The organism is Bacillota bacterium (assembly GCA_013178045.1).
Lineage (GTDB): Bacteria > Bacillota > Ch66 > Ch66 > Ch66 > Ch66.
Window position 1 is genome coordinate 38,453 of the sequence record JABLXP010000003.1, and the last position, 19,532, is coordinate 57,984.

A 19,532-nucleotide genomic window follows, 5' to 3' on the forward strand; every position below is an offset into this window, starting at 1 on the left:
TTATTCTTCCTCAATTATGGCCAGGGTTTCACCAACCTTGACGATTTGCCCCTCCTGAGCCACAATTTCCACAAGCCGGCCGCTCACTGGCGCCGGTAATTTAAAAGCAGCTTTGCTGGTAGTAATCTCTACCAGTTCGTCCCCTTCCGCGACCTCGTCTCCTTCATCAACTAACCATAAAGAAATCGTGCCCTCGTAAACATCTTTCGCAATGAATGGTAACTTAACTTCCATGGCAAAACCCTTCCTTTCTCTTTTAAAAAATTTTTACACTGATACTAAACAAGCATCAGCCTGATATGAACTCCGGACAAAGGGCCCGGTCATTACCTTTTTAAATCCCAGCTCATACCCCAGGGCCTCGTATTCCATGAATCGAGCCGGGTTAACATATTCCACTACTGGGATTTGATGGGGTGAAGGACGGAGATACTGACCGATAGTCACCACGTCACATCCCACTGCTCGCAAATCCCGCAAGACATTCTTAACCTCAGCTGGTGTTTCCCCCAGGCCAACCATCAAACCAGACTTGGTAATGAGGGAGTTATCCCCCTGCTTGGCCCATGCCAATACTTTTAGGCTGCGGTTGTAATCAGCCTGGGGACGAACCCAGCTGTACAACCGGGGGATTGTCTCCAGGTTGTGAGCAAAAACCTGCGGTCGTGCTCGAGTTACGCATTCAACCGCTGCCCGTTTGCCGTTAAAATCAGGGGTTAAAACCTCTACCGTGGTCAATGGATTCTCCTGCTGAAATCGATTGATAACTTTGACAAACTGTTCGGCCCCACCATCAGGCAAGTCATCCCTGGTAACCGAAGTGATCACCACATGCCTCAAACCAAGTTCTCGAGCAGCTGCCACCACCCGGGCCGGTTCGTCAGAATCGGGGGGATAAGGTTTGCCTTTTTCTACGGCACAAAACCGGCAGCCACGTGTACAGATCTCTCCCAGAATAAGGAAGGTTGCCACCCGGGCAGAAAAACACTCCCCCAGGTTTGGACATTGGGCGGCAGCACAAACCGTGTGCAGCCCATACCGTTCGACTATTTCATGTGTTGTGTGGGTTGCCGATTCTGGCGGTAACTTCTTACTCAGCCAGGACGGCAACCTCTTGATCTCTTCCACTGCCTGCCATCCCCTCTCTCTTCCCAGGAAAAATCGTCAAGCCCCAAGTCAGCGATCCTGGTCTGATAACAATCGGCCGCCATAACCACGCTAAATGAACTGATCAAACGATCTACTAGGTCGGCATAATCAACCAGACAGCCCAACTCATCGGCCAGGCACGTTACACCGCGGCCTCTGATCCCACAGGGAATAATATACCGAAAATATTCCATCTGAGGGGCAATGTTCAGCGCAAACCCGTGAAAGCTCACCCAGTGGCTGACGCCAATCCCAATGGCGCCAATCTTCTTCTGCCCGACCCAGGCCCCGGGAAAACCTGACAATCGGCCAGCCTTAAGGCCGTATGTTGCGACAAGACGGATCATTACTTCTTCATACAGGTAGATCAGGCGATGCAAATCCCTGGTTTCCCCCTGCAGCTTGATGATTGGGTAACCAACCAGTTGGCCAGGACCGTGGTAGGTCACATCCCCACCCCGGTCGATACAGTATACTTGGACGCCTAAATTCGCTAAATCCTCATCATTCACCAGGATGTTGCGCCGGTTACCACTGCGACCAATTGTGTAAACCGGGTGATGTTCAACCAACAGCAGCAGGTTGGGGATACGGTCCTGGGCCCGGGCAGCTACCAGAAATTGCTGGTAGCTGTAGGCTGTTTGATACTCCATCATTCCCAAGTTGATCACCGCGCAGCGCGATTTGTCAGTCGTTCTTCTGCTCACTATTCATTCCCCTGCTTTCAAGCGTGGATTGCCAATCCGCGTGTTAGTTCAACCGCTTCCAGAACAGCTTCCGCCGTTGTGGGGTGAGCGTGAACAGCCTGAGCAAACTGCTCACCCGTTAAACCCAGGGTTACCGCCAGTCCAGCCTCAGCAATGAGTTCGCTGGCATGACTCCCAATTATGTGGGCGCCCAGGAGTACGTCCGTGTCCCGGTGGGCGATTATCTTGACAAAACCTTCAGTTTCCCCCGCGGCCAGGGCTTTACCATTTCCTGTAAAGAAGAATTTTCCGGCGCGCACTGGAATATCCAGTGCCCGGGCCTGTTCACTGGTCAACCCAACCCCGGCAACTTCCGGTCGCGTGAACACACACCACGGAATAGCGTTATAGTTTAGTAACCGACCGTGCCCAAACATTCGCTCCACCGCAACAACTCCTTGCGCCGAAGCCACGTGAGCTAACTGCAGTTTATTAGTAATGTCGCCGACCGCATAAACACCGGGGATATTTGTTTCCATCCACTCATTGACGATGACCTCACCCCGCTCACCAACATTGACGCCAATCTCTTCCAGGCCAAGATTCTTCGTGTTCAACCGCCGGCCGACCGCGAGCAACACTTTTTCGGCAGTCAGGGACTCGCCTGAAGCAAGTGACACCTCGGCCAATCCATCAGCCAAATGAATGGCCTGGACGGAAGTTTTAGTTTTGACCTGGATGCCCTGTCCCCGGAAAATGCTCATCAACTGCCGGGAAACCTCGCGTTCGGCCATGGGCAGCAGGTTTGACAGTTGTTCGATCACGGTCACTCGCGTGCCAAACGCCCTGAAGATGGAAGCGAATTCGCACCCAACCACGCCGCCACCGATGATGATCAGACTGGTTGGAATCTTTTCTATCCCTAGTAGATCATCGCTGCTCACGACTGTCCGTCCATCATATTCCCAGCCGGGGAAAATTGCTGGCTCGCTGCCAGTTGCGAGCAAGATATGCTGGGATTGAACGCTCATTTCATCACCGGACGCCAACTGAATCTGGACTGTATTCGGGGTAACCAACCGACCCCAGCCTTGTAACAGGGTGATCCTGTTTTTTTCAAACAGCCTGGCGATTCCGTTACGCAACTGGTTTACCACTCGCTGTTGCCTATCCATCACTCGCGGCCAGTGCACAGTTAGGCCACTGACTGTGATCCCCAGTTCTTCGCTCTCCGTAATCCTGGTCGCCAGATTAGCGCTGGCTACCAAAGCCTTGGTGGGGATACAGCCCCGGTTCAGACAAGTTCCACCCAGCTCTCTGGCTTCTACCACACAGACCCGGGCCCCGAGTTGGCTGGCCCGGATGGCAGCCACATAGCCACCTGGACCTGCCCCAATTACCGTCAGGTCATATTCCATGACATTACCCCCAAACTAAATAATACTTTATCACGTTAGCGTCATGGAGCCTACCTTTTTCCTTAGTAAGCGTAGAGACGGCCGTACGGTCGGTGCGACGTTGGTACCAGTTTGATAAAGGGTTTATTCCGAATCGCAGCATAGTCTAGATTGAAGTCCCGGCAGAATTCGCTCAGGTGTTGATCTAATACCACCTCATCTGCCGGCGTAATTGACATTACTACCACTTCCTTACCCAGTTGCGCCGGATCAACTTCGCCGCGGACGTAGATTACACCACCGTGCATTCCAGTACCCAGGTAGTCGCCAGCGATTGGTCTGTCCGTCTGCTCCAGGCCAAGCAAAATAATGATCCCACCGGCCATATACTCACCGAAAAAATCCCCGGCGGTGCCGCCAATCACCATCACTGGCACCTGACGCCGGTATTCCTTCATGTGAATGCCGACTCGGTAACCAACGTTGCCTCTGATGAAGAGCTTGCCACCGCGCATGCCGTAACCCAAGACATCACCCGCGTCGCCATGGACAACGATCTTGCCATCGTTCATGGTGTTCCCGATACAATCCTGTCCATTACCCCGGACTATAATCTGCGGTCCGTTTAAGAAACACCCCAGGTCATTGCCAGGTGTACCGTGTAAGATTATTTCCACCGGTTGGTTGAGCCCTCGCCCGATGTAGCGTTGACCGTTGACATTCTCTACCTCAACCACCTTGGCCCCGCCGAATACCGCCTCATGGATCGTCGCGTTTAACTCCTGGTAAGACAGTCTCTTTGCGTTAATCCAAACAGTTGCCCTTGCCTGGGGAGATACCTCCGCACAAGCAAGATTATTTTGGGCTAAGGTACAGTTCTGCATCACTTTTCACTCCCTCCACTTAATTAATTAAAATATTTTTAATCCTCATATACAAATTATGAAGGTAATCTTTACTGCCCCGCTGGCTTAACCCCCAATATAGTCAGACTGGTGTCATCCAGTCCTACCCCGCGCAAACGTTCGCGATTTCCCCGCAGACTTTCGATAGCATTGATTCCCAGGGCCCCCAGTACTTCTTTAAGTTCCAACGACCAGGCTTGCAACAAATTGATGAGACGTTCGGCGGCCTGATCGGGGTCCAGGCGTTTCACCAACTCCGCGCGCTGGGTGGCAATCCCCCACGAACAGTTGCCGGTGTAGCATTTTTGACAGACCCGACAGCCCATAGCGATCAGGGCAGCGGTACCGATAGCGACCGCATCGGCTCCCAAGGCAATCGCTTTGGCGATATCGCCACTGTGCCGGATTCCCCCGGCGGCGATAACCGAGACCTGATTGCGTATCCCTTCTTGCCGCAGGCGATCATCAACTGCTGCGATGGCGACCTCAATCGGGATGCCTACATGGTCCCGAATGACATTAGGGGCTGCGCCGGTGCCACCCCGGAACCCATCGATATAGATGAAGTCAGCCCCCGCCCGGGTGATTCCGCTGGCAATCGCCGCGACGTTGTGGACTGCACTGATTTTTACTCCAACTGGTTTGCTGTAATTGACCGTCTCCTTAAGGGCATAGATCAGTTGAGCTAAATCTTCAATAGAATAAATATCGTGATGGGGAGCTGGCGACAGGGCATCGGTCCCGATCGGAATCATCCTGGTTTCAGAAACTTCCTGGTTGACCTTCTCACCCGGCAGGTGACCACCGATACCCGGTTTTGCGCCTTGACCAATTTTGATTTCAATAGCCGCCGCCTGGTCCAAATACTCCTGATTTACACCGAATCTTCCCGAAGCCACCTGAACGATGACATTGTTTTTGTACGGATATAAGTCCTTGTGTAACCCACCTTCGCCGGTATTCATAAACGTTCCGCAGGCTTGAGCTGCCCGCGCCAGCGCTTTTTGGGCATTGAGACTGATCGCGCCAAACGACATACCGCCAAAAATAATCGGTGTCTCCAATTTCAGTTGCGGCCCCAATTGGGTATCAAGCCCAATCTTTTTGTTCCAGGCAGTGTTATTACCCAAACTATCCGGTTTTCGACCAAGGTACGTTCTTAGTTCCATCGGTTCGCGAATCGGATCGATCGGGGGGTTAGTGACCTGACAGGCATCAATCACCAGCCGGTCAAAATAACTGAGATACGGTTTGTCATTACCTGAACCGGTGAGCAACATTCCGCCTTGCTCGGCCTGTTTAAGGATGTTTTTTCGTACTTCCACCGACCAGTGAGCGTTGGCTTTGTACGCCAGACGATTTTCTTCCACGGTAATCGCCTGTTCAGGGCAAAACGTGACACACCGGTGGCAAGCCACGCACTTGTGATGTTCGGCCACCACACCATTTTCAAATTTTAAGGCGCTGAACCCACAGTTGAGGATACACCGTTTACACCGCCGGCACCGGTAGTGGTCAACTTTGACGATAAATTCTGCTGGTAGATGGCTGTTCATAAAATAACCCCCTCGTCTAATTCGGCGATTACGGGTTCCCCAGCGCGGGCCGCCCAGACTTGCGCCGGATTCGGACACACTTCTCGGATCGCAGCCTCTTCGCTGGCCATGTACACCCGATGGCCATCCCGAGCGCAAACCATCGGTCGCAGCTTAATCCGATCATTCAAAGCAAGCATACCACGGCTGTACCCAACGATGACACTAAAGGGGCCATTTAACATCGCCGATCCGTAGACCATCCGCAGTTCTTCCTGACGCCGGGATTCGACCGGGTTTAACCGATCAATGCGCTTCCAGAAAGGAGGCGCCATAACCTGACAGGCTTCGGCCAGTGACAAACCATGCCGCCGGTGGAGCAGGTCAAATGTATAAGTCACAACCTCGGTGTCGGTCTGCAAGGTGCAGTAATAACCAAAAGTCTCCAGATAGCGCTTATTAATCCCGTAAGAGGAGATTTCCCCATTGTGGACAACTGACCAGTCTAACAGGACGAAGGGGTGCGCTCCGGCCCACCAACCAGGTGTGTTTGTCGGGAAACGACCATGCGCTGTCCAGAGGTAGCCTTCGTATTCCTCTAACCGAAAGAACCGTCCGATGTCTTCTGGGAAACCGACTCCCTTGAACGCCCCCATATTCTTCCCGCTGGAGAAGATGAAGGCGCCGGGAATACGGTGGTTGACGTGCATTACCGCTTCCACCACCAAATCAGCTACATCCACCTTACAGTCGCGCTGTACTTCATCTTTGAGCCGGATAAAATACCGCCAGAGCAAAGGATGATCGGTTATGTCAGGCTGCGGGTCGACAGGAATCATTTCCGCGTGGTCAACCATGAATTTACTCTTCAGGTACTCCTCCGTCTGATGGCGGTTCGCCTCTTGTTCGTACATAATGTGGAAGGCATAATGCTCTTTAAACTCAGGGTAGATTCCATAAGCGGCGAATCCCCCTCCTAGCCCATTCGAGCGGTCGTGCATGACAGAAATTGCTTGAATTATCTCTTCACCGTTAAATCGCCGTCCTTTTGTATCCATAATGCCGACAATCGAACACCCGGACGGGATGCGCGGGATTTCTCCCTGCATAACCTCACCTCCAGAAACAAATAATATAATTTCAATATTAGGGCGGAAAAACAAAACGTCCCCCGCACAAACGAAACCGTTGTGTGCACGAGGACGCCATTGCCCACGCGACTGACAGACACAACCTTGCATCTGCCATCTCTTGTTTACGCTAAGCTAATTATAGCAAATTGTATCGCTTGAACAAGGGATTTTCTAAAAGAATGCTGTATACTTGCTTATTTCTTCAATTTGGCCGTCCTGGCTATTGTATTTCCAGCTAATTCCCAAATTTTAATCCAAAGCGTTCAGCCAATAATAGTCTGGTTGTCTGCCAGTTCAAACCTCCCCTGAGTCGGGCCCGTTCATGCTGAGAGAGGTCCACTACCGACTGGATTACGCGTTCAGCCGCTTCTCTCTCACCAAGGTGTTGGAGCAGCATCCCACCGGCCAAAAAAACTGATTTGACTACATCCAGTGGTTCAGCCTGCTGCAAGTTGCAGGTGCATTCAAACACGCCAACTTCGTCCCCTAGATTACCTTCGTAGGCCAGCATAGACTGTCCAGCCAGCACCCGGCACAAACTGGTCACCACCAGGGCATAGTTCGGTGGTACGAGCAAAAGGTCGCATTCACTCGGTTGTTCAACCAGTCGAACTACGAGTTGGTCCAGTTGAATGTCTTCAAAAACAATGTCCGAGTATTCCTGAGCAACACTACGTGAGCACTCCAGATACAACCCATCGCTTATCTTCATCTGGTTCATCTGGTTCATCTGGTTCATCTGGTGCACCAGAGTGACCTTTCGTCGTTGGTATTTCCTGGCCAGGTTAAATGCCAGCCGGCTGATTCGTTCTGCTCCTCTGCGCGTTACCACCGAGGTACACTGGACGACATCTTTGCCCAATTTACGTTCGGATACCCCCAGACTTCCCTCCTGGTTTTCCCGAATCACCAGGACGTTCAGGTTGTGACGGTAGGAATTAAGATTGACAATCTGACAAATATTGGAGTACAGCTTTAACCTCCGCCGTAAGGTAATGTTCAAATCCATTCCTCCACCAGTTTCGTTTAATCCAAGGAACGATAACTTTAACCCAATCCCGTTTCGTTTGATACACTTTAACACATAATCAGGCAGCGGGGTACCGCTTTCCGCCATCACCCCACGCCCCGCACGGACTATTTCCCACTCACATCTGACCCCGGCTATTTCGAACATCTTCTGGGTCGTTTCCAGGATCTCTCGACCGATGCCGTCGGTAACCACAACTGCAATCCCGTGTTTCATCACTATCCCTCCATTCTCTATAAAAAGTTCAACCAGTGATTGATCATCACCGGAAGAACGTCTTTGCTCTAGTGCAAAGCACCATATCGTGCTTTGCATGAATCTTAAATTTTTTACGCCAGCAAGCTTACAAATTCATTAAACAAATGACAGGTGTCCAGGTGCCCTGGCGCACCTTCGGGATGAAACTGAGCAGTGAAAATTGGCCAGCGTTTATGGCGCAGTCCTTCCACCGTTCCATCATTCAAGTTGCGAAAAGTGACCTCGAGGTCAGTCCCGCCCAACGAAGCCTCATCAACCGCGAACCCGTGATTCTGGGAAGTAATATAGACCTGACCGGAGTCTCTGTCTTTGACCGGGTGGTTCATTCCCCGGTGTCCAAATTTAAGTTTATACGTGTCTGCGCCGCAGGCCAGCGCGACAATCTGGTGCCCGAGGCAAATTCCCAAAATTGGCATTTCACCCAGCAGTTCTTGAACTGTGGTAATTGCGTATGAAACCATTTTGGGATTGCCGGGGCCGTTAGACAGGACCAGCCCGGCGGGCCGGTACGATCGGATCGCTGGCGCGCCGGTGCCGGCCGGCACAACCACCACCTCGCAGCCTTCCCTGGCCAGAAAACGCAGGATACTGGTCTTCACCCCAAAGTCCATCACTACCACCCGCTTTAGACCGGTGGAAAAAGTATACGACGCCGCCGTGGTCACCCGGGAGACCAGATCTTGCTCGGAGATGTCAGGAATTTGCTCTACCGTAGCTAAAAGCCGATCAATCTGCTCGGGTTGCGTGGTGATCCAACCCCGCATCGTCCCCTGCTGGCGTAGTTTTCTGGTTAAGGCCCGGGTATCTACCTCAGCGAGCACTGGAATGCCGGCCTGCCGCAGGAAAGCCTCAAGTCGCGCCTGGCTCTGCCAGTGATTGGGCCGCTGGCACAGCTCCCGCACCACGAAACCGGTAACCTGAATACCGTTCGATTCGAAGACCTGGGGATTAATTCCATAGTTGCCGATATTCGGGTAGGTCATCACCACGATCTGCCCACAATACGAAGGGTCACTGAGCAGTTCCTCGTAGCCGACCATACCGGTATTAAATACAACTTCACCCCCACGGGTTGCCACAGCTCCACACGCCTTGCCCTGAAAAACGGTTCCATCGGCTAAAACTAAATATCCGAGAATACGTCATCCCCTCCCAACCCGGTTTATTTCGCTGACACAAATAGTCTCGAAAAAACAAAGTGCTCCCAAACTAGGCGGTTTTACCCGCCAGCTCAAGAGCACCTTTGCCCTTTAGACGATACCCCAATGCATCGCAAGCAAATATTCAGTTACCCATTGTTATGTTATTATCATACACCATGACCGGCAGTGTGTAAACACCCTTTTATTTCCGCGCCCTACTGGAGACCCCAGGCCCGGTTATAACACTCAACGGCCAATTGGTGCTCCCCCTGGACGGCGTAGATATTCCCCTTGTGACTCCAGACTGAACGGTTTTGTGGATTTTTGCGGATCACCCGGTCAAAATATTCGAGGGCCTCGCTGTATTTTTCAAGTTTAGCCAGACAAACCCCTTTATTTTGTAGGAGGGCCTCATTACCAGGATCCAGTTCCAGGGCTCGGTCATAGTTAGCCAACGCTTCTTCAAGCCGTCCGGCTTCTTCCAGACAAAGTGCATAGTTGTTCAGGAGAGTAGCATCCGGTTCATGCTGTTCGAACAGTTGCTCATAATACTTTAAAGCAGCCGGGTAATCGCCCATCTTCACCAGAACACCTGCCAGGTTTTCAATAATTTCTTCATCGCACCCACCCTGTTCAACCGCCAGCCGGTAGTATTCAGCCGCTTCGTCAAAGCGTTTCAGGTGGGTCAAACAAACCCCGATATTATTTAACAACTGCGGTTCCTTCAGGCCACACCGATAGGCGGTTAGAAAACTCTGCAAAGCTCCCTCCACATTCCCTAGTTTGCTCAGGACTAACCCTTGATTGTTCCAGAGCACGCCGTCGTGGGGAGCGATTTGCGTCGCCAGGGCGAACAGCCGCTGTGCTTCTTCTAGATTCCCTTCTGCCTGTCGATACAGCCCAAGGTTATTTAGTACAGTGACATCGTGCGGATTAATAGCTAAAGCTCTCTGCCAACACTGCACCGCTTTATCCGGCTGTCCAAGTTTTAAGAAACATTCTCCTTGCAAATTGAAGCCTTTGACCGAATTAGGGTAACATTCGAGCGTTACCTTGGTAACCTCCAGTCCCTTTTCAAAATGCTCGGCTGCTTGATAAGCTGTCGCCAGCCAATATAGGTAATCCTCTTCCGGTACACTCATGGCTATAGCCCATTCAAAACATTCAGCAGCCAGCTTTGGCCGCCCCTGTTCTAAATACAGCTGGCCGAGCCGAAAATAGCGTCGGGGATTTCCCTTGCCACTCTTCAGGGCATGTTCCAATCGCTCAATCTGGGCAGCCGGGGTCATTCGCCACCAGAAGATCTCCTGCACCCATGCATACAATTTATTCCACACCTGGTACCACATCCTTTCCCATTGGCTTACCCTTTCGATGCCGTTACCAGGTTCTATATTTCTGCCAATCCCTCCCATCTCCTGCTCGAAAAACCCAAGAATCGTCCAACAAATCCCTGCAGAAAAGGACATCCTCTTCTAAATTAATCAAAACAATGGACATTGTGTCGTTTAAACTACCGTTCGGAAATTTTCGTCTTTGACGCCAGCCGCTGTCTGAAGACAGGAGTTACTCACCCGTAGCTGGCTGCCGTTCAGAAGAAACGGTGGGTGACCAGTTGATCAACAAGCACCAGTATGCCGATTAACCAAACGTAATAGGCAAATCCCCGCAGGCTCCCCCGAGCCAGGACCCGGAGCATAAAGCGGATGGCCAAGTACCCTGAAATAGCGGCGACCAGTGTGCCCACAGCCAGCGGAACAGTACCAATCCCCTGGGGTGCTCCCGCGGTGCTGAAGAGCGGCTTAGCGGCAAAAACTGCTGCGCCCAGGATCGCCGGAACAGACAGCAGGAAGGAATAGCGTGCCGCCAGCTCACGATTAAGCCCTCGCAACAGTGCCCCCGCAATGGTTAAACCGGAACGGGATACCGCGGGCAGAATGGCCAAGCCCTGCATGGTACCGATAAACAACGCGTCAACATAACTTGTTTGCGTCAAGGTCTTATTCCTCGACCGAACAGATTCCGCCCACCACAGAACAGCCCCGGTCAGCAAAAATTCAAGGCCTAAGGTCTGGCCAGAACTAAACAATTCTGCAAAAACATCATTCAACAAGATTCCAATCAGGGCGGTGGGGATCGTTCCGGCGACAACCAGGAGAGTCAGCCGGCTGAACGGGCGGCGCACCATATACCAGACGTCTTGCCAAAAAATGATCAGGACCGCTACCAAGGTACCCAGGTGAACGGCAACATCAAAAACCAGTGCGTCCTGACGGATGCCAAACAACTGTTGAAACAGCACCAAGTGCCCGGAACTACTCACCGGTAAAAACTCGGTTAAACCCTGGACCAGTCCCAGAATCGTCGCTTCCCAGACAGTCATCTCTATCAACCTCATTCCATAAATTTATCGTTCACAACTACCAGTATACTGCACCGTAACCGTTTCGACTATTAGGAGCAAATAATTTTTAAAAACAAGGTCAAGAAAAAAGCCAACTTCATGGCCTTTCGCCAGAGTTGGCTTTTCGGTGGTTAGGTTAAATCATTAGAACCTGGTCAGGTATTCATCGATTTCCCATTGGTGCACCTGGGTACGGTAGCGGTTCCACTCGATCGTCTTGGCTTCGATGAAACGGTGGTAAATATGGTCGCCTAGAGCAGATTTGATCACTTCATCCGCTGACAGTTCCTCGAGCGCTTCCTTCAGGCTGCTGGGGAGACTCCCAATCCCTCGTTTGGCCCGTTCAGCATCATCCATGTGGTAAATGTTCTCATCTGTCGGCGGCGGGGGAGCAATCTTGTTCTTAATCCCATCGAGCCCAGCTTTTAACATGACTGCCAGAGCCAGGTATGGGTTGCAGCTCGGGTCGGGATTACGCACCTCAATGCGCGTCCCAATCCCACGGCGGGCCGGGATCCGAATCAGCGGGCTGCGGTTACGTTCTGACCACGCCAGGTAAACCGGAGCTTCGTAGCCGGGAACCAGCCGTTTGTAGGAGTTAACCGTCGGATTGGTAATCGCTGCATACGCCCGCGCGTGCTTAAGGACGCCACCAATGTAGTACATCGCTATTTCGCTTAATTGATTGGGCGTATTGGGATCGAAAAAGGCGTTAACCCCGTCCTTAAACAGTGACTGGTGGCAGTGCATTCCAGAACCATTCTCACCAAAGATCGGTTTCGGCATAAAACTGGCGTGCAACCCGTGTTTTTGGGCGATAATGCGAACAGTATGTTTGAAAGTAACAATGTTATCGGCGGTCGCCACTGCATCGTCGTACTTGAAGTCAATCTCGTGCTGACCCGGGGCCACCTCATGATGCGATGCCTCAACCTCAAAGCCCATTTCCTCTAACGCCAACACCATGTCCCGACGAGCGCTTTCGCCCAGGTCAACCGGGGCTAAATCGAAGTAAGCCGCTTTATCATGGGTCCGGGTTGTCGGAGCGCCTTTCTCATCAGTCTGAAATAGAAAGAACTCCGCTTCTGGCCCAACTTTCATGGAGAACCCCATCTCAGCCGCCTCGGCCAGGACTCGTTTCAGGGTGTTCCGGGGGCAGCCAGCAAACGGGGTTCCGTCAGGGTTATATACATCGCAGATCATGCGGGCTTCTGCTCCTTCTCTTGGGCGCCAAGGGAAGACCACAAATGTTGTCGGGTCCGGTCGCAAATACATGTCTGATTCCTCAATCCGGACAAATCCTTCGATGGATGATCCGTCAAACATCAGTTCTCCATCAAGTGCTTTCGGTAGTTGGTTGACAGGAATGGCTACGTTCTTTAAAACCCCCAAAATATCGGTAAACTGCAGGAAGATAAAGCGGACATCAAGTTCTTTAGCTCTTTTTAAAACATCCTTGGCTGTTAAGTTATTGGCCATAACGATCCCTCACCTTTCTTTAATTGAAGTTTTGTTGGTTTAAATAATTTCCCAATGATTAAACCTGCTCCCCTCCCCCTTATGTTTCATTAATTGTGGTCAATCGCTAACTGAATTAAGAGAAAACAAAATAAGACGTCCTTATGTACAGATTTCTGCACCTAAGGACGTCTTTGTCCTTCTTTATTGGAAGTACTCCCTTGTGACTTCCAAAATATATTATCTTCTTAGTTGTATTTATAACATATCTTTTTGTAATTGACAAGAGAAAAGTTAAAACATTAACTTTATCTCAAATTATTAACGAATACGTATCATATTCATTTAAGGTTTAAAACCTATTGAGATATTCATTAATTTCCCAGCGGTGAATCTGAGTCCGGTAATGGTTCCACTCAATTGTTTTAGCTTCCATAAACCGCTGATAAATATGCGGTCCTAACGCCTCCTGAATCAATTCATCCCGGGATAACTCCCGCAGAGCTTTCCCCAGGTCCTCAGGTAGCTCATCAGATTCAATCGCCGTCCGTATAGCTCCATAAAGCTGGATGGAGCTTTGTTTCATTGGTGGTGGGGGTAAGACCTGCTGCCGGATCCCCTCTAGGCCGGCTTTTAACATAACCGCGAGTGCCAGATATGGGTTGCAGCAGGGATCAGGGCTTCGAACTTCAAGCCAGGTACCAATCTCAGGCCAAGAAGTAACACGAATTAACGGGCTATGGTTCTGTTTCGACCAGTTGATATATCTTGGGGCCTCGAAATCCGACAATAATCGCTTATATGAGTTGACCAATGAATTTGTTATCGCAGTAAAACCCCGCACGTGACGTAAAAGTCCACCCAGGAAAAACAAGGCGGTATCACTCAAACCATCTGGACTGTTTGGGTCATAAAAAACATTAATCCTATCCTTAAACAACGATAGGTGTAGGTGCATACCGGAACCGGCCACCCCAAAGATCGGTTTAGGCATAAAACTGGCATGCAAGCCGTGTCGCTGGGCAATGGCCCGAACTGCGTACTTCAACGTTACGATCTGGTCGGCAACTCGTAAACCATCGTTGTATATGAGGTCGATTTCATGCTGTCCGGGTGCTACCTCATGGTGAGATGCTTTGACTTCAAACCCCATTTCCTGTAATGCCAGAACCATATCCCGTCGAGCATTCTCTCCCAGGTCCACCGGGGCCAGGTCAAAATAGCTGGCCCGATCCTGGGTATAGGTAGTCGGTCGTCCCTGTTTATCAGTTAGAAAAAGAAAGAATTCTATCTCCGGTCCAACTGTAAAGGCATAACCCATGGCTTCAGCCTCAGCCAACACCCGCTTGAGCGTCAGGCGAGGGCAACCAGCAAAAGGTGTGCCGTCTGCATTATAGACATCACAAATCAGACGAGCTACCGCCCCGCTACGCGGTCGCCATGGAAAAATCGTAAATGTCGCGGGATCAGGCTTGAGCAGCATATCGGATTCTTCAATCCGGACAAACCCCTCAATCGACGAGCCATCAAACATTATTTCTCCATCTAACGCTTTTTCCAATTGTTGCACCGGAATCGCTACATTTTTCAATACTCCTAGAATATCAGTAAACTGGAGACGAATAAACTCGACATCCATTTCTTTAGCCATAGCAAGCACTTTTTCCTTATCCAAATCTATCTGAGTCATATGGTATACCTTCCTTCTTTATCATTTATTATTGTTTGACCGTTCCAGAGAACTGGCTAGTATGATTGCTTCAGCAATCTCGCGTATAGAAATACCCTTGTCCATACTTTGTTTCTGGAGGCGGCGATGGGCTTCACTTTCCGAAATTCCCAATTTCTCCATAAGAATTCCCTTGGCCTGGTCCATAATTTTTCTGGTTTCAAGTTTATGTTTGAGTTGCTGAATTTCTTTTTCGAGTTCGATAGTCTTTCGATACTTACCTACGGCTGCCTCAATAGCAGGAATCAGGGTTGATTGTGTAACAGGTTTGACCAGAAAAGTCAATGTCCATGACTCTCTAGTTTTTTTCAAAAACTCCCTGGTTACCTCCTGAGTAATAAGCAGAACCGGGGCTAATTTATCTTCTTCAATCACGTGGGCCAGCTCAAGAAGGCTCATACCGGGAAGATCGCCGTCCAAGATGACCAGATCAGGTTGAATTCCCCGAATAAGGCGAAGTGTAGACAGAGCCTCCTCTGCTTCCCCAATAACCAGGTAGCCATTTCTAATTAATATTTCTTTTATACGTTTTCGTGACCGAATTTGACTTGACCCAATCACGATCCTGATTTCATTCACTGTATGTCACCTGCTTTACCGCTTCGGTTATGAAACGCCCACTTTTCTGGTAAGAGTTCCACAAAAAAAGCGCCCTTAAACACAGTTTCTCCTGTGACTAAGGACACCATTGTCCATCTCTAATAAGATACGCCAATAAGATACGCCGTTGTATCTCCCACATATATCTTTTTCCTTCATTGTCCATCAATTTATTATATCATTATTATTATAGGTGACAACTTCTTCAAAAGCAAGCCTGTGAACAAAGATTCGCTATTTTCGTCATGACAACAATTGGCAGCTGTCATCTCCTGAAATCTTGATTATCAGCAAAAACCCTGGTGTTATCGATTGACCCGTATCACCGATCCCTGAGCCGTTTTAACCACTTCCAGCTCCACCGGGAAGGCGTCTTTCAACTCCTGAATGTGGGTGATGATCAAGATTTTGGCGAAGTCGGGCTGAATGGCATTGATCAGTTCAATCAAGGCTTCCTTGCCCTGCCCATCCTGGGTACCAAATCCCTCATCAATGACCAGAGTCTGCAGCTTGGCCCCGGCTCGCCTGGTTAAAAGTTTAGACAGGGCAATCCGCAGGGCAAAATTAACCCGAAAAGCCTCCCCACCGCTGAATAATTCATATTTCCGCGTCCCCAGTTCGTCACTGATGACGATGTCCAGGGTCTCGGCCGTTGTTCCCCGTTTGCTTTCCCGTTGGGTAACCAGGGCTACGTGCATTCGACCGTCCGTCAGGCGCGCCAGTAACCGATTTGCCTCGTCCTGCAAGTCTGGGATGGCGTTCTCGATAATCAGTGCTGGGATACCGTTTCGGCCAAAAGCCCGCACCAGTTCGCTGTAGAGGGATTTCTGGCGCGCCGCCTCACCCAAGGCGGTTTCTTTATCTTTCTTCACTTCGACCAAGGACAAGCAGTGCTGCAGTTTTGCCCGCAGCTCTCCCAGAGCCTGATCCAGGACGATCCGCTGACGGCGAAGCTGGGAGAGCTGGTTCTCGGTTTCACCGATCTCCTGGATGACCCGGGTCAAGTCGGCCTGACGAGGTTCCAACAGATTGATGAGCTCACGGTCAGACTGCAGGGCCTTCTCCCTGACCGCCACCTGGCGCTGCAGGTGACGAAGAGTTTCTTCGTCCCGCTCAATGGACTGTTTGGCTAACAGCAGTGCGTTTCGCCGTTCCTCGATTGGCCTGAGTTGTTTAACCCGCGCCTGCAGTTGGGCATGCTGTTCGGGCTGGTAGCCCAGGTCAGCCAGCTGACGGCGGAGGGCGGCTGCCTCTTCCAGTTCATCCCGGGCATATTTCTGTTCAACCAGTACCTGTTCCAGGCTATGCCTTTCCTCTTCCAGTTCTCGCGCCCTGTTTTCCTGGACAATAATTTCTTTCAGTTCTTTTTCTAAAACAGCCAGGCGTTTTTGCCAGTGGTCCCGGTTGAGCAGGCGCTCGTTAAGCTGTTTCAGGTTCTCCTCACCCTGCGCCACAAGCCGTCTCAATTGTTCCATCCGCTGCCGGTGCTGGATCAACTGTTCGTTACGCTGCTGTCCATCAGCGCGAAACTGAGCCAGGACAGCTTCTCTGTGTGCCGGGGTGAGGGGTGAGGTGCACAGTGGGCAGGTAGCTACTGGTTGGGACAAAGAACGGTACTTCTGCCGCAGTTCATCTTGCTCAGCTTTAACCCGCTCAATCAAGGCGGTTAAGGAAGCCTCTTCCTGCCGGGCCCGGTTGATTTCCTCCTGCAGCTTCACCCGCTCCTGTTCAATTTCATCCAGCGTCTTCAGTTCTCTTTGTGCTCGCTGAAGCTCCGTCTCGACCTTATCTCGGCTGGCCATCAGCTGGTAAGCGTGCGCCAATTCCTGATTCAGCCTCTGGAGGGTTTGTTCAATAATCAGTTTTTTCTGCCAGATGACTTGTTCCACCTGAGCTTGGTGCTGGTTCAATTCGAGATATCGGGAGGCCAAAGCGTTGTACCGCTCCAGTTCGTGCTGCGTCCGCTGTAGTTCCTGGTACTCATTCAGAATGGCTTCGGCCTGGCTCAAGACAAGCTGTTCCTGGGCTACCCGGTCGGAATAACGCTTGATCTCCTGCTGCTGTTCCCGCAGTTCTTGCTCCCCCTGGGTCAGGCGCTCTTTCAAGGCCCGCACTTTTTCTGCGGTCACCTCCAGGTTCTGTCTGCTCTCCCGCTGTGCCGCCAGTTTTTCCTCCAACGTGTGGATCTGCTTATCCAGTTCATCTAACTGCTGCCGACAGTTAGACAGCTGGACAGTGTAAACGTCCATATTGGCTAACTCACCATTGATTTCCGTGAGTTCCCGTTCCAACGCGCGGATCTCTTGCTCCAAACCCAATACCCGGTCCCGCGCTTTGCGCTCTAGCCGTCCGTAATACTCCAGCCCCAGAATCTCCCCCAGGATCCTTTTACGTTCACTTGGTTTCTCGGTGGTAAAGGCATCGGCCTGCCCCTGGAGGATAAAAGCAGAATGGATAAAGGTTTCGTAGTCCATCTTCAACACCTGATCAATCTTCTCCTGGGTATCGCCGATCTTCTCCTGGGTGAGAGTCCGCCACCGCTCTCCGTCATATAGATAAAACTCAAGGCTGGACATACCGCGCCGCCGGTTGCGTTTTCGGTTCACCCGAAACAGGTCGCCTTCCAGTTGGAAGGTCAACTCGACCTCCATTTCCTCACTGCCCAGGCGAACCAGGTCGTCCATGCCAGCACCGTTACGGTCAACCCCTCGCGCCCGCCCCCACAACGCCCAGGTCATGGCGTCTAAGAGGGCAGATTTGCCGTGCCCATTGTTCCCAGATAAACAGGCGGTTTGCCACTCTGAAAACTCTAGCGGTGGAACGTTTTCACCATAACTTAAGAAATTCCGTAAATACAACCTGACCGGGATCACTGACCGCTCATCTCCTCTTCGCGCAATTCAGCCACGAGTTGCCTGGCTAAATTCATTAAGGTTTCCGACTGTGACCGCAGTTCTTCACGACCATGGATATATTTTTGCAGAGCCGTCAAAGGGTCAAGGTTTTCCGTCATTTCCGGCTGCCGCACCACTCCTCGGGGTAAAGTCACTTCCCGGTTGATGCCGGCCACCCAGAAGGCCCGCTCCTGGAGCACCCGGTTAATCTCCGCTTGACGGAGCAGCGGTAATACCGCCTGCTCCAGCCGCAGGTTTAATCTAACGATCGCCCCGGCCAATTTGACCTGCTCCAGGGCAGCCAGAACGCTCTCCGTCGGCTGCTGGGGATCGACATCAACGTTGACAGTCACCAGCGGCCGGGTCTGCACCGGTTGAAAGCGGAACTTGGTCTGGCCTTTAGCCAGATCAACCACCACAAACCCTTTTTCTTCTCGCTCCTCGCCAAAATCGATCCGGTCGAGGCTGCCCGCGTAGACAGTCGGGGGAGCAAGACTCAGCACTTGATGCCGGTGGATATGTCCCAGGGCCACGTAGTCGAATTCGGGACGCGCCAGGCAACTCAAGGGTACCACGGGGTCATTACCGATCATAATGCTCTTTTCTGATCCGAGAACAGCGTTAGCCACTGACAGGTGGGCGGTGAGTATACTCGGCAATTGGGGATCAAGCCGGCGGGCCAATCCCTCGACCAGTATGCTTAGAGTCTCTGCGATCTTCAGGTTCAGTTCCTCCAACCCCAGGTTCTTATAATCATCCTTGGCCAGCAGCATACTCCGGGATAAATAAGGCAGAGCGGCCACCTGAACTTCACCGCGCCTGGTCATCAGCCGGAAAACCTGCGGCCGTCGCACCACCTGCACCTGGGGAACTGCCAGCGTCCGAAAGATCTCCAGGGAGTGGGCCTTGCTGTCGGCGTTGGGCAGGTCGTGGTTACCCACCAGCAGCACCACCGGAATGCCCGCGTCAGACAACTGCTTAATGCGGCGGGCAAACTCCCGTTGTTGGGTAGGACTGGGGTCACGCGTCTTATAAGCGTCCCCGGCAAACACAACCAGGTCTATTTCCTGTTCCAGGGCAAACCGAACAGCCTGATCCAGGGAGTGAAGAAAATCTAGCAAACGCGAGTGCAGGCCCGTCTGGGCATCAACCCGCCCTAAGTTTTCCATCCCCAGGTGGACATCAGCCAGATGTAATACTCGAATGCCCAAA

Annotated in this window: 16 protein-coding genes; all 16 read right to left on the reverse strand. The window is 51.5% G+C overall.

The features are described 5' to 3' along the window. A complete protein-coding gene (locus tag HPY81_03065; GenBank protein NPV26438.1) occupies positions 1–234 on the reverse strand; it encodes a biotin/lipoyl-binding protein in 234 nt (77 codons plus the stop codon). Positions 235–267: 33 nt separating this feature from the next. Next, entirely contained in the window at positions 268–1,119 is an 852-nt protein-coding gene (gene lipA, locus HPY81_03070) for a lipoyl synthase (GenBank protein NPV26439.1), read from the reverse strand. After that, positions 1,095–1,856, reverse strand: a complete 762-nt coding sequence (lipB, locus tag HPY81_03075; protein ID NPV26440.1) for a lipoyl(octanoyl) transferase LipB — start codon at positions 1,854–1,856, stop codon at positions 1,095–1,097. The genes lipA and lipB overlap by 25 nt, the downstream gene beginning before the upstream one ends. 17 nt (positions 1,857–1,873) lie before the next feature. Then, complete coding sequence (gene lpdA / locus HPY81_03080) at positions 1,874–3,253, reverse strand: dihydrolipoyl dehydrogenase (GenBank protein NPV26441.1); 1,380 nt, start codon at positions 3,251–3,253, stop codon at positions 1,874–1,876. 62 nt (positions 3,254–3,315) lie between these two features. After that, on the reverse strand, positions 3,316–4,116 hold the full coding sequence (locus HPY81_03085) for a hypothetical protein (protein ID NPV26442.1): 801 nt from the start codon (positions 4,114–4,116) through the stop codon (positions 3,316–3,318). A 71-nt stretch (positions 4,117–4,187) separates the two neighbouring features. Continuing rightward, on the reverse strand, positions 4,188–5,693 hold the full coding sequence (locus HPY81_03090; protein ID NPV26443.1) for an FMN-binding glutamate synthase family protein: 1,506 nt from the start codon (positions 5,691–5,693) through the stop codon (positions 4,188–4,190). Next, positions 5,690–6,781 carry a glutamine amidotransferase family protein gene (locus HPY81_03095; protein NPV26444.1) on the reverse strand — a complete coding sequence of 364 codons (1,092 nt, stop codon included), beginning with the start codon at positions 6,779–6,781 and terminating at the stop codon, positions 5,690–5,692. The genes HPY81_03090 and HPY81_03095 overlap by 4 nt, the downstream gene beginning before the upstream one ends. 259 nt (positions 6,782–7,040) lie before the next feature. Beyond that, the gene (locus HPY81_03100; protein NPV26445.1) at positions 7,041–8,051 is read right to left on the reverse strand and encodes a hypothetical protein; all 1,011 of its coding nucleotides are present in this window, start codon (positions 8,049–8,051) and stop codon (positions 7,041–7,043) included. Between the two features lie 113 nt (positions 8,052–8,164). Next, positions 8,165–9,232: a glutamine-hydrolyzing carbamoyl-phosphate synthase small subunit gene (gene carA / locus HPY81_03105; GenBank protein NPV26446.1), complete on the reverse strand. Its 1,068-nt coding sequence runs from the start codon at positions 9,230–9,232 to the stop codon at positions 8,165–8,167. Positions 9,233–9,450: 218 nt separating this feature from the next. Then, positions 9,451–10,704 (reverse strand): tetratricopeptide repeat protein, encoded by a 1,254-nt coding sequence (locus HPY81_03110; GenBank protein NPV26447.1) that lies wholly within the window; start codon positions 10,702–10,704, stop codon positions 9,451–9,453. Between the two features lie 122 nt (positions 10,705–10,826). Next, positions 10,827–11,618: an undecaprenyl-diphosphate phosphatase gene (locus HPY81_03115; GenBank protein ID NPV26448.1), complete on the reverse strand. Its 792-nt coding sequence runs from the start codon at positions 11,616–11,618 to the stop codon at positions 10,827–10,829. Positions 11,619–11,783: 165 nt separating this feature from the next. Next, on the reverse strand, positions 11,784–13,118 hold the full coding sequence (glnA, locus tag HPY81_03120) for a type I glutamate--ammonia ligase (protein NPV26449.1): 1,335 nt from the start codon (positions 13,116–13,118) through the stop codon (positions 11,784–11,786). Between the two features lie 331 nt (positions 13,119–13,449). After that, positions 13,450–14,787 (reverse strand): type I glutamate--ammonia ligase, encoded by a 1,338-nt coding sequence (glnA, locus tag HPY81_03125; GenBank protein ID NPV26450.1) that lies wholly within the window; start codon positions 14,785–14,787, stop codon positions 13,450–13,452. 21 nt (positions 14,788–14,808) lie between these two features. Further along, the gene (locus HPY81_03130) at positions 14,809–15,405 is read right to left on the reverse strand and encodes an ANTAR domain-containing protein (protein NPV26451.1); all 597 of its coding nucleotides are present in this window, start codon (positions 15,403–15,405) and stop codon (positions 14,809–14,811) included. A 326-nt stretch (positions 15,406–15,731) separates the two neighbouring features. Then, positions 15,732–18,299, reverse strand: a complete 2,568-nt coding sequence (locus HPY81_03135; protein NPV26452.1) for an SMC family ATPase — start codon at positions 18,297–18,299, stop codon at positions 15,732–15,734. Then, positions 18,296–19,531, reverse strand: coding sequence for an exonuclease SbcCD subunit D (locus tag HPY81_03140; GenBank protein NPV26453.1), 1,236 nt, complete (start codon positions 19,529–19,531; stop codon positions 18,296–18,298). Before HPY81_03140 ends, HPY81_03135 begins: the two co-directional genes overlap by 4 nt. Between the last annotated feature and the right edge of the window lies 1 nt (position 19,532).

Bases quoted from the DNA above. Each gene is read 5' to 3' on its own strand.
- glnA (NPV26449.1), bottom strand. From the start codon at position 13,118: ATGGCCAATAACTTAACAGCCAAGGATGTTTTAAAAAGAGCTAAAGAA.
- glnA (NPV26450.1), bottom strand. From the start codon at position 14,787: ATGACTCAGATAGATTTGGATAAGGAAAAAGTGCTTGCTATGGCTAAA.
- HPY81_03065 (NPV26438.1), bottom strand. From the start codon at position 234: ATGGAAGTTAAGTTACCATTCATTGCGAAAGATGTTTACGAGGGCACG.
- HPY81_03110 (NPV26447.1), bottom strand. From the start codon at position 10,704: ATGTCCTTTTCTGCAGGGATTTGTTGGACGATTCTTGGGTTTTTCGAG.
- HPY81_03085 (NPV26442.1), bottom strand. From the start codon at position 4,116: ATGCAGAACTGTACCTTAGCCCAAAATAATCTTGCTTGTGCGGAGGTA.
- HPY81_03090 (NPV26443.1), bottom strand. From the start codon at position 5,693: ATGAACAGCCATCTACCAGCAGAATTTATCGTCAAAGTTGACCACTAC.
- HPY81_03115 (NPV26448.1), bottom strand. From the start codon at position 11,618: ATGACTGTCTGGGAAGCGACGATTCTGGGACTGGTCCAGGGTTTAACC.
- lpdA (NPV26441.1), bottom strand. From the start codon at position 3,253: ATGGAATATGACCTGACGGTAATTGGGGCAGGTCCAGGTGGCTATGTG.
- HPY81_03100 (NPV26445.1), bottom strand. From the start codon at position 8,051: ATGAAACACGGGATTGCAGTTGTGGTTACCGACGGCATCGGTCGAGAG.
- HPY81_03095 (NPV26444.1), bottom strand. From the start codon at position 6,781: ATGCAGGGAGAAATCCCGCGCATCCCGTCCGGGTGTTCGATTGTCGGC.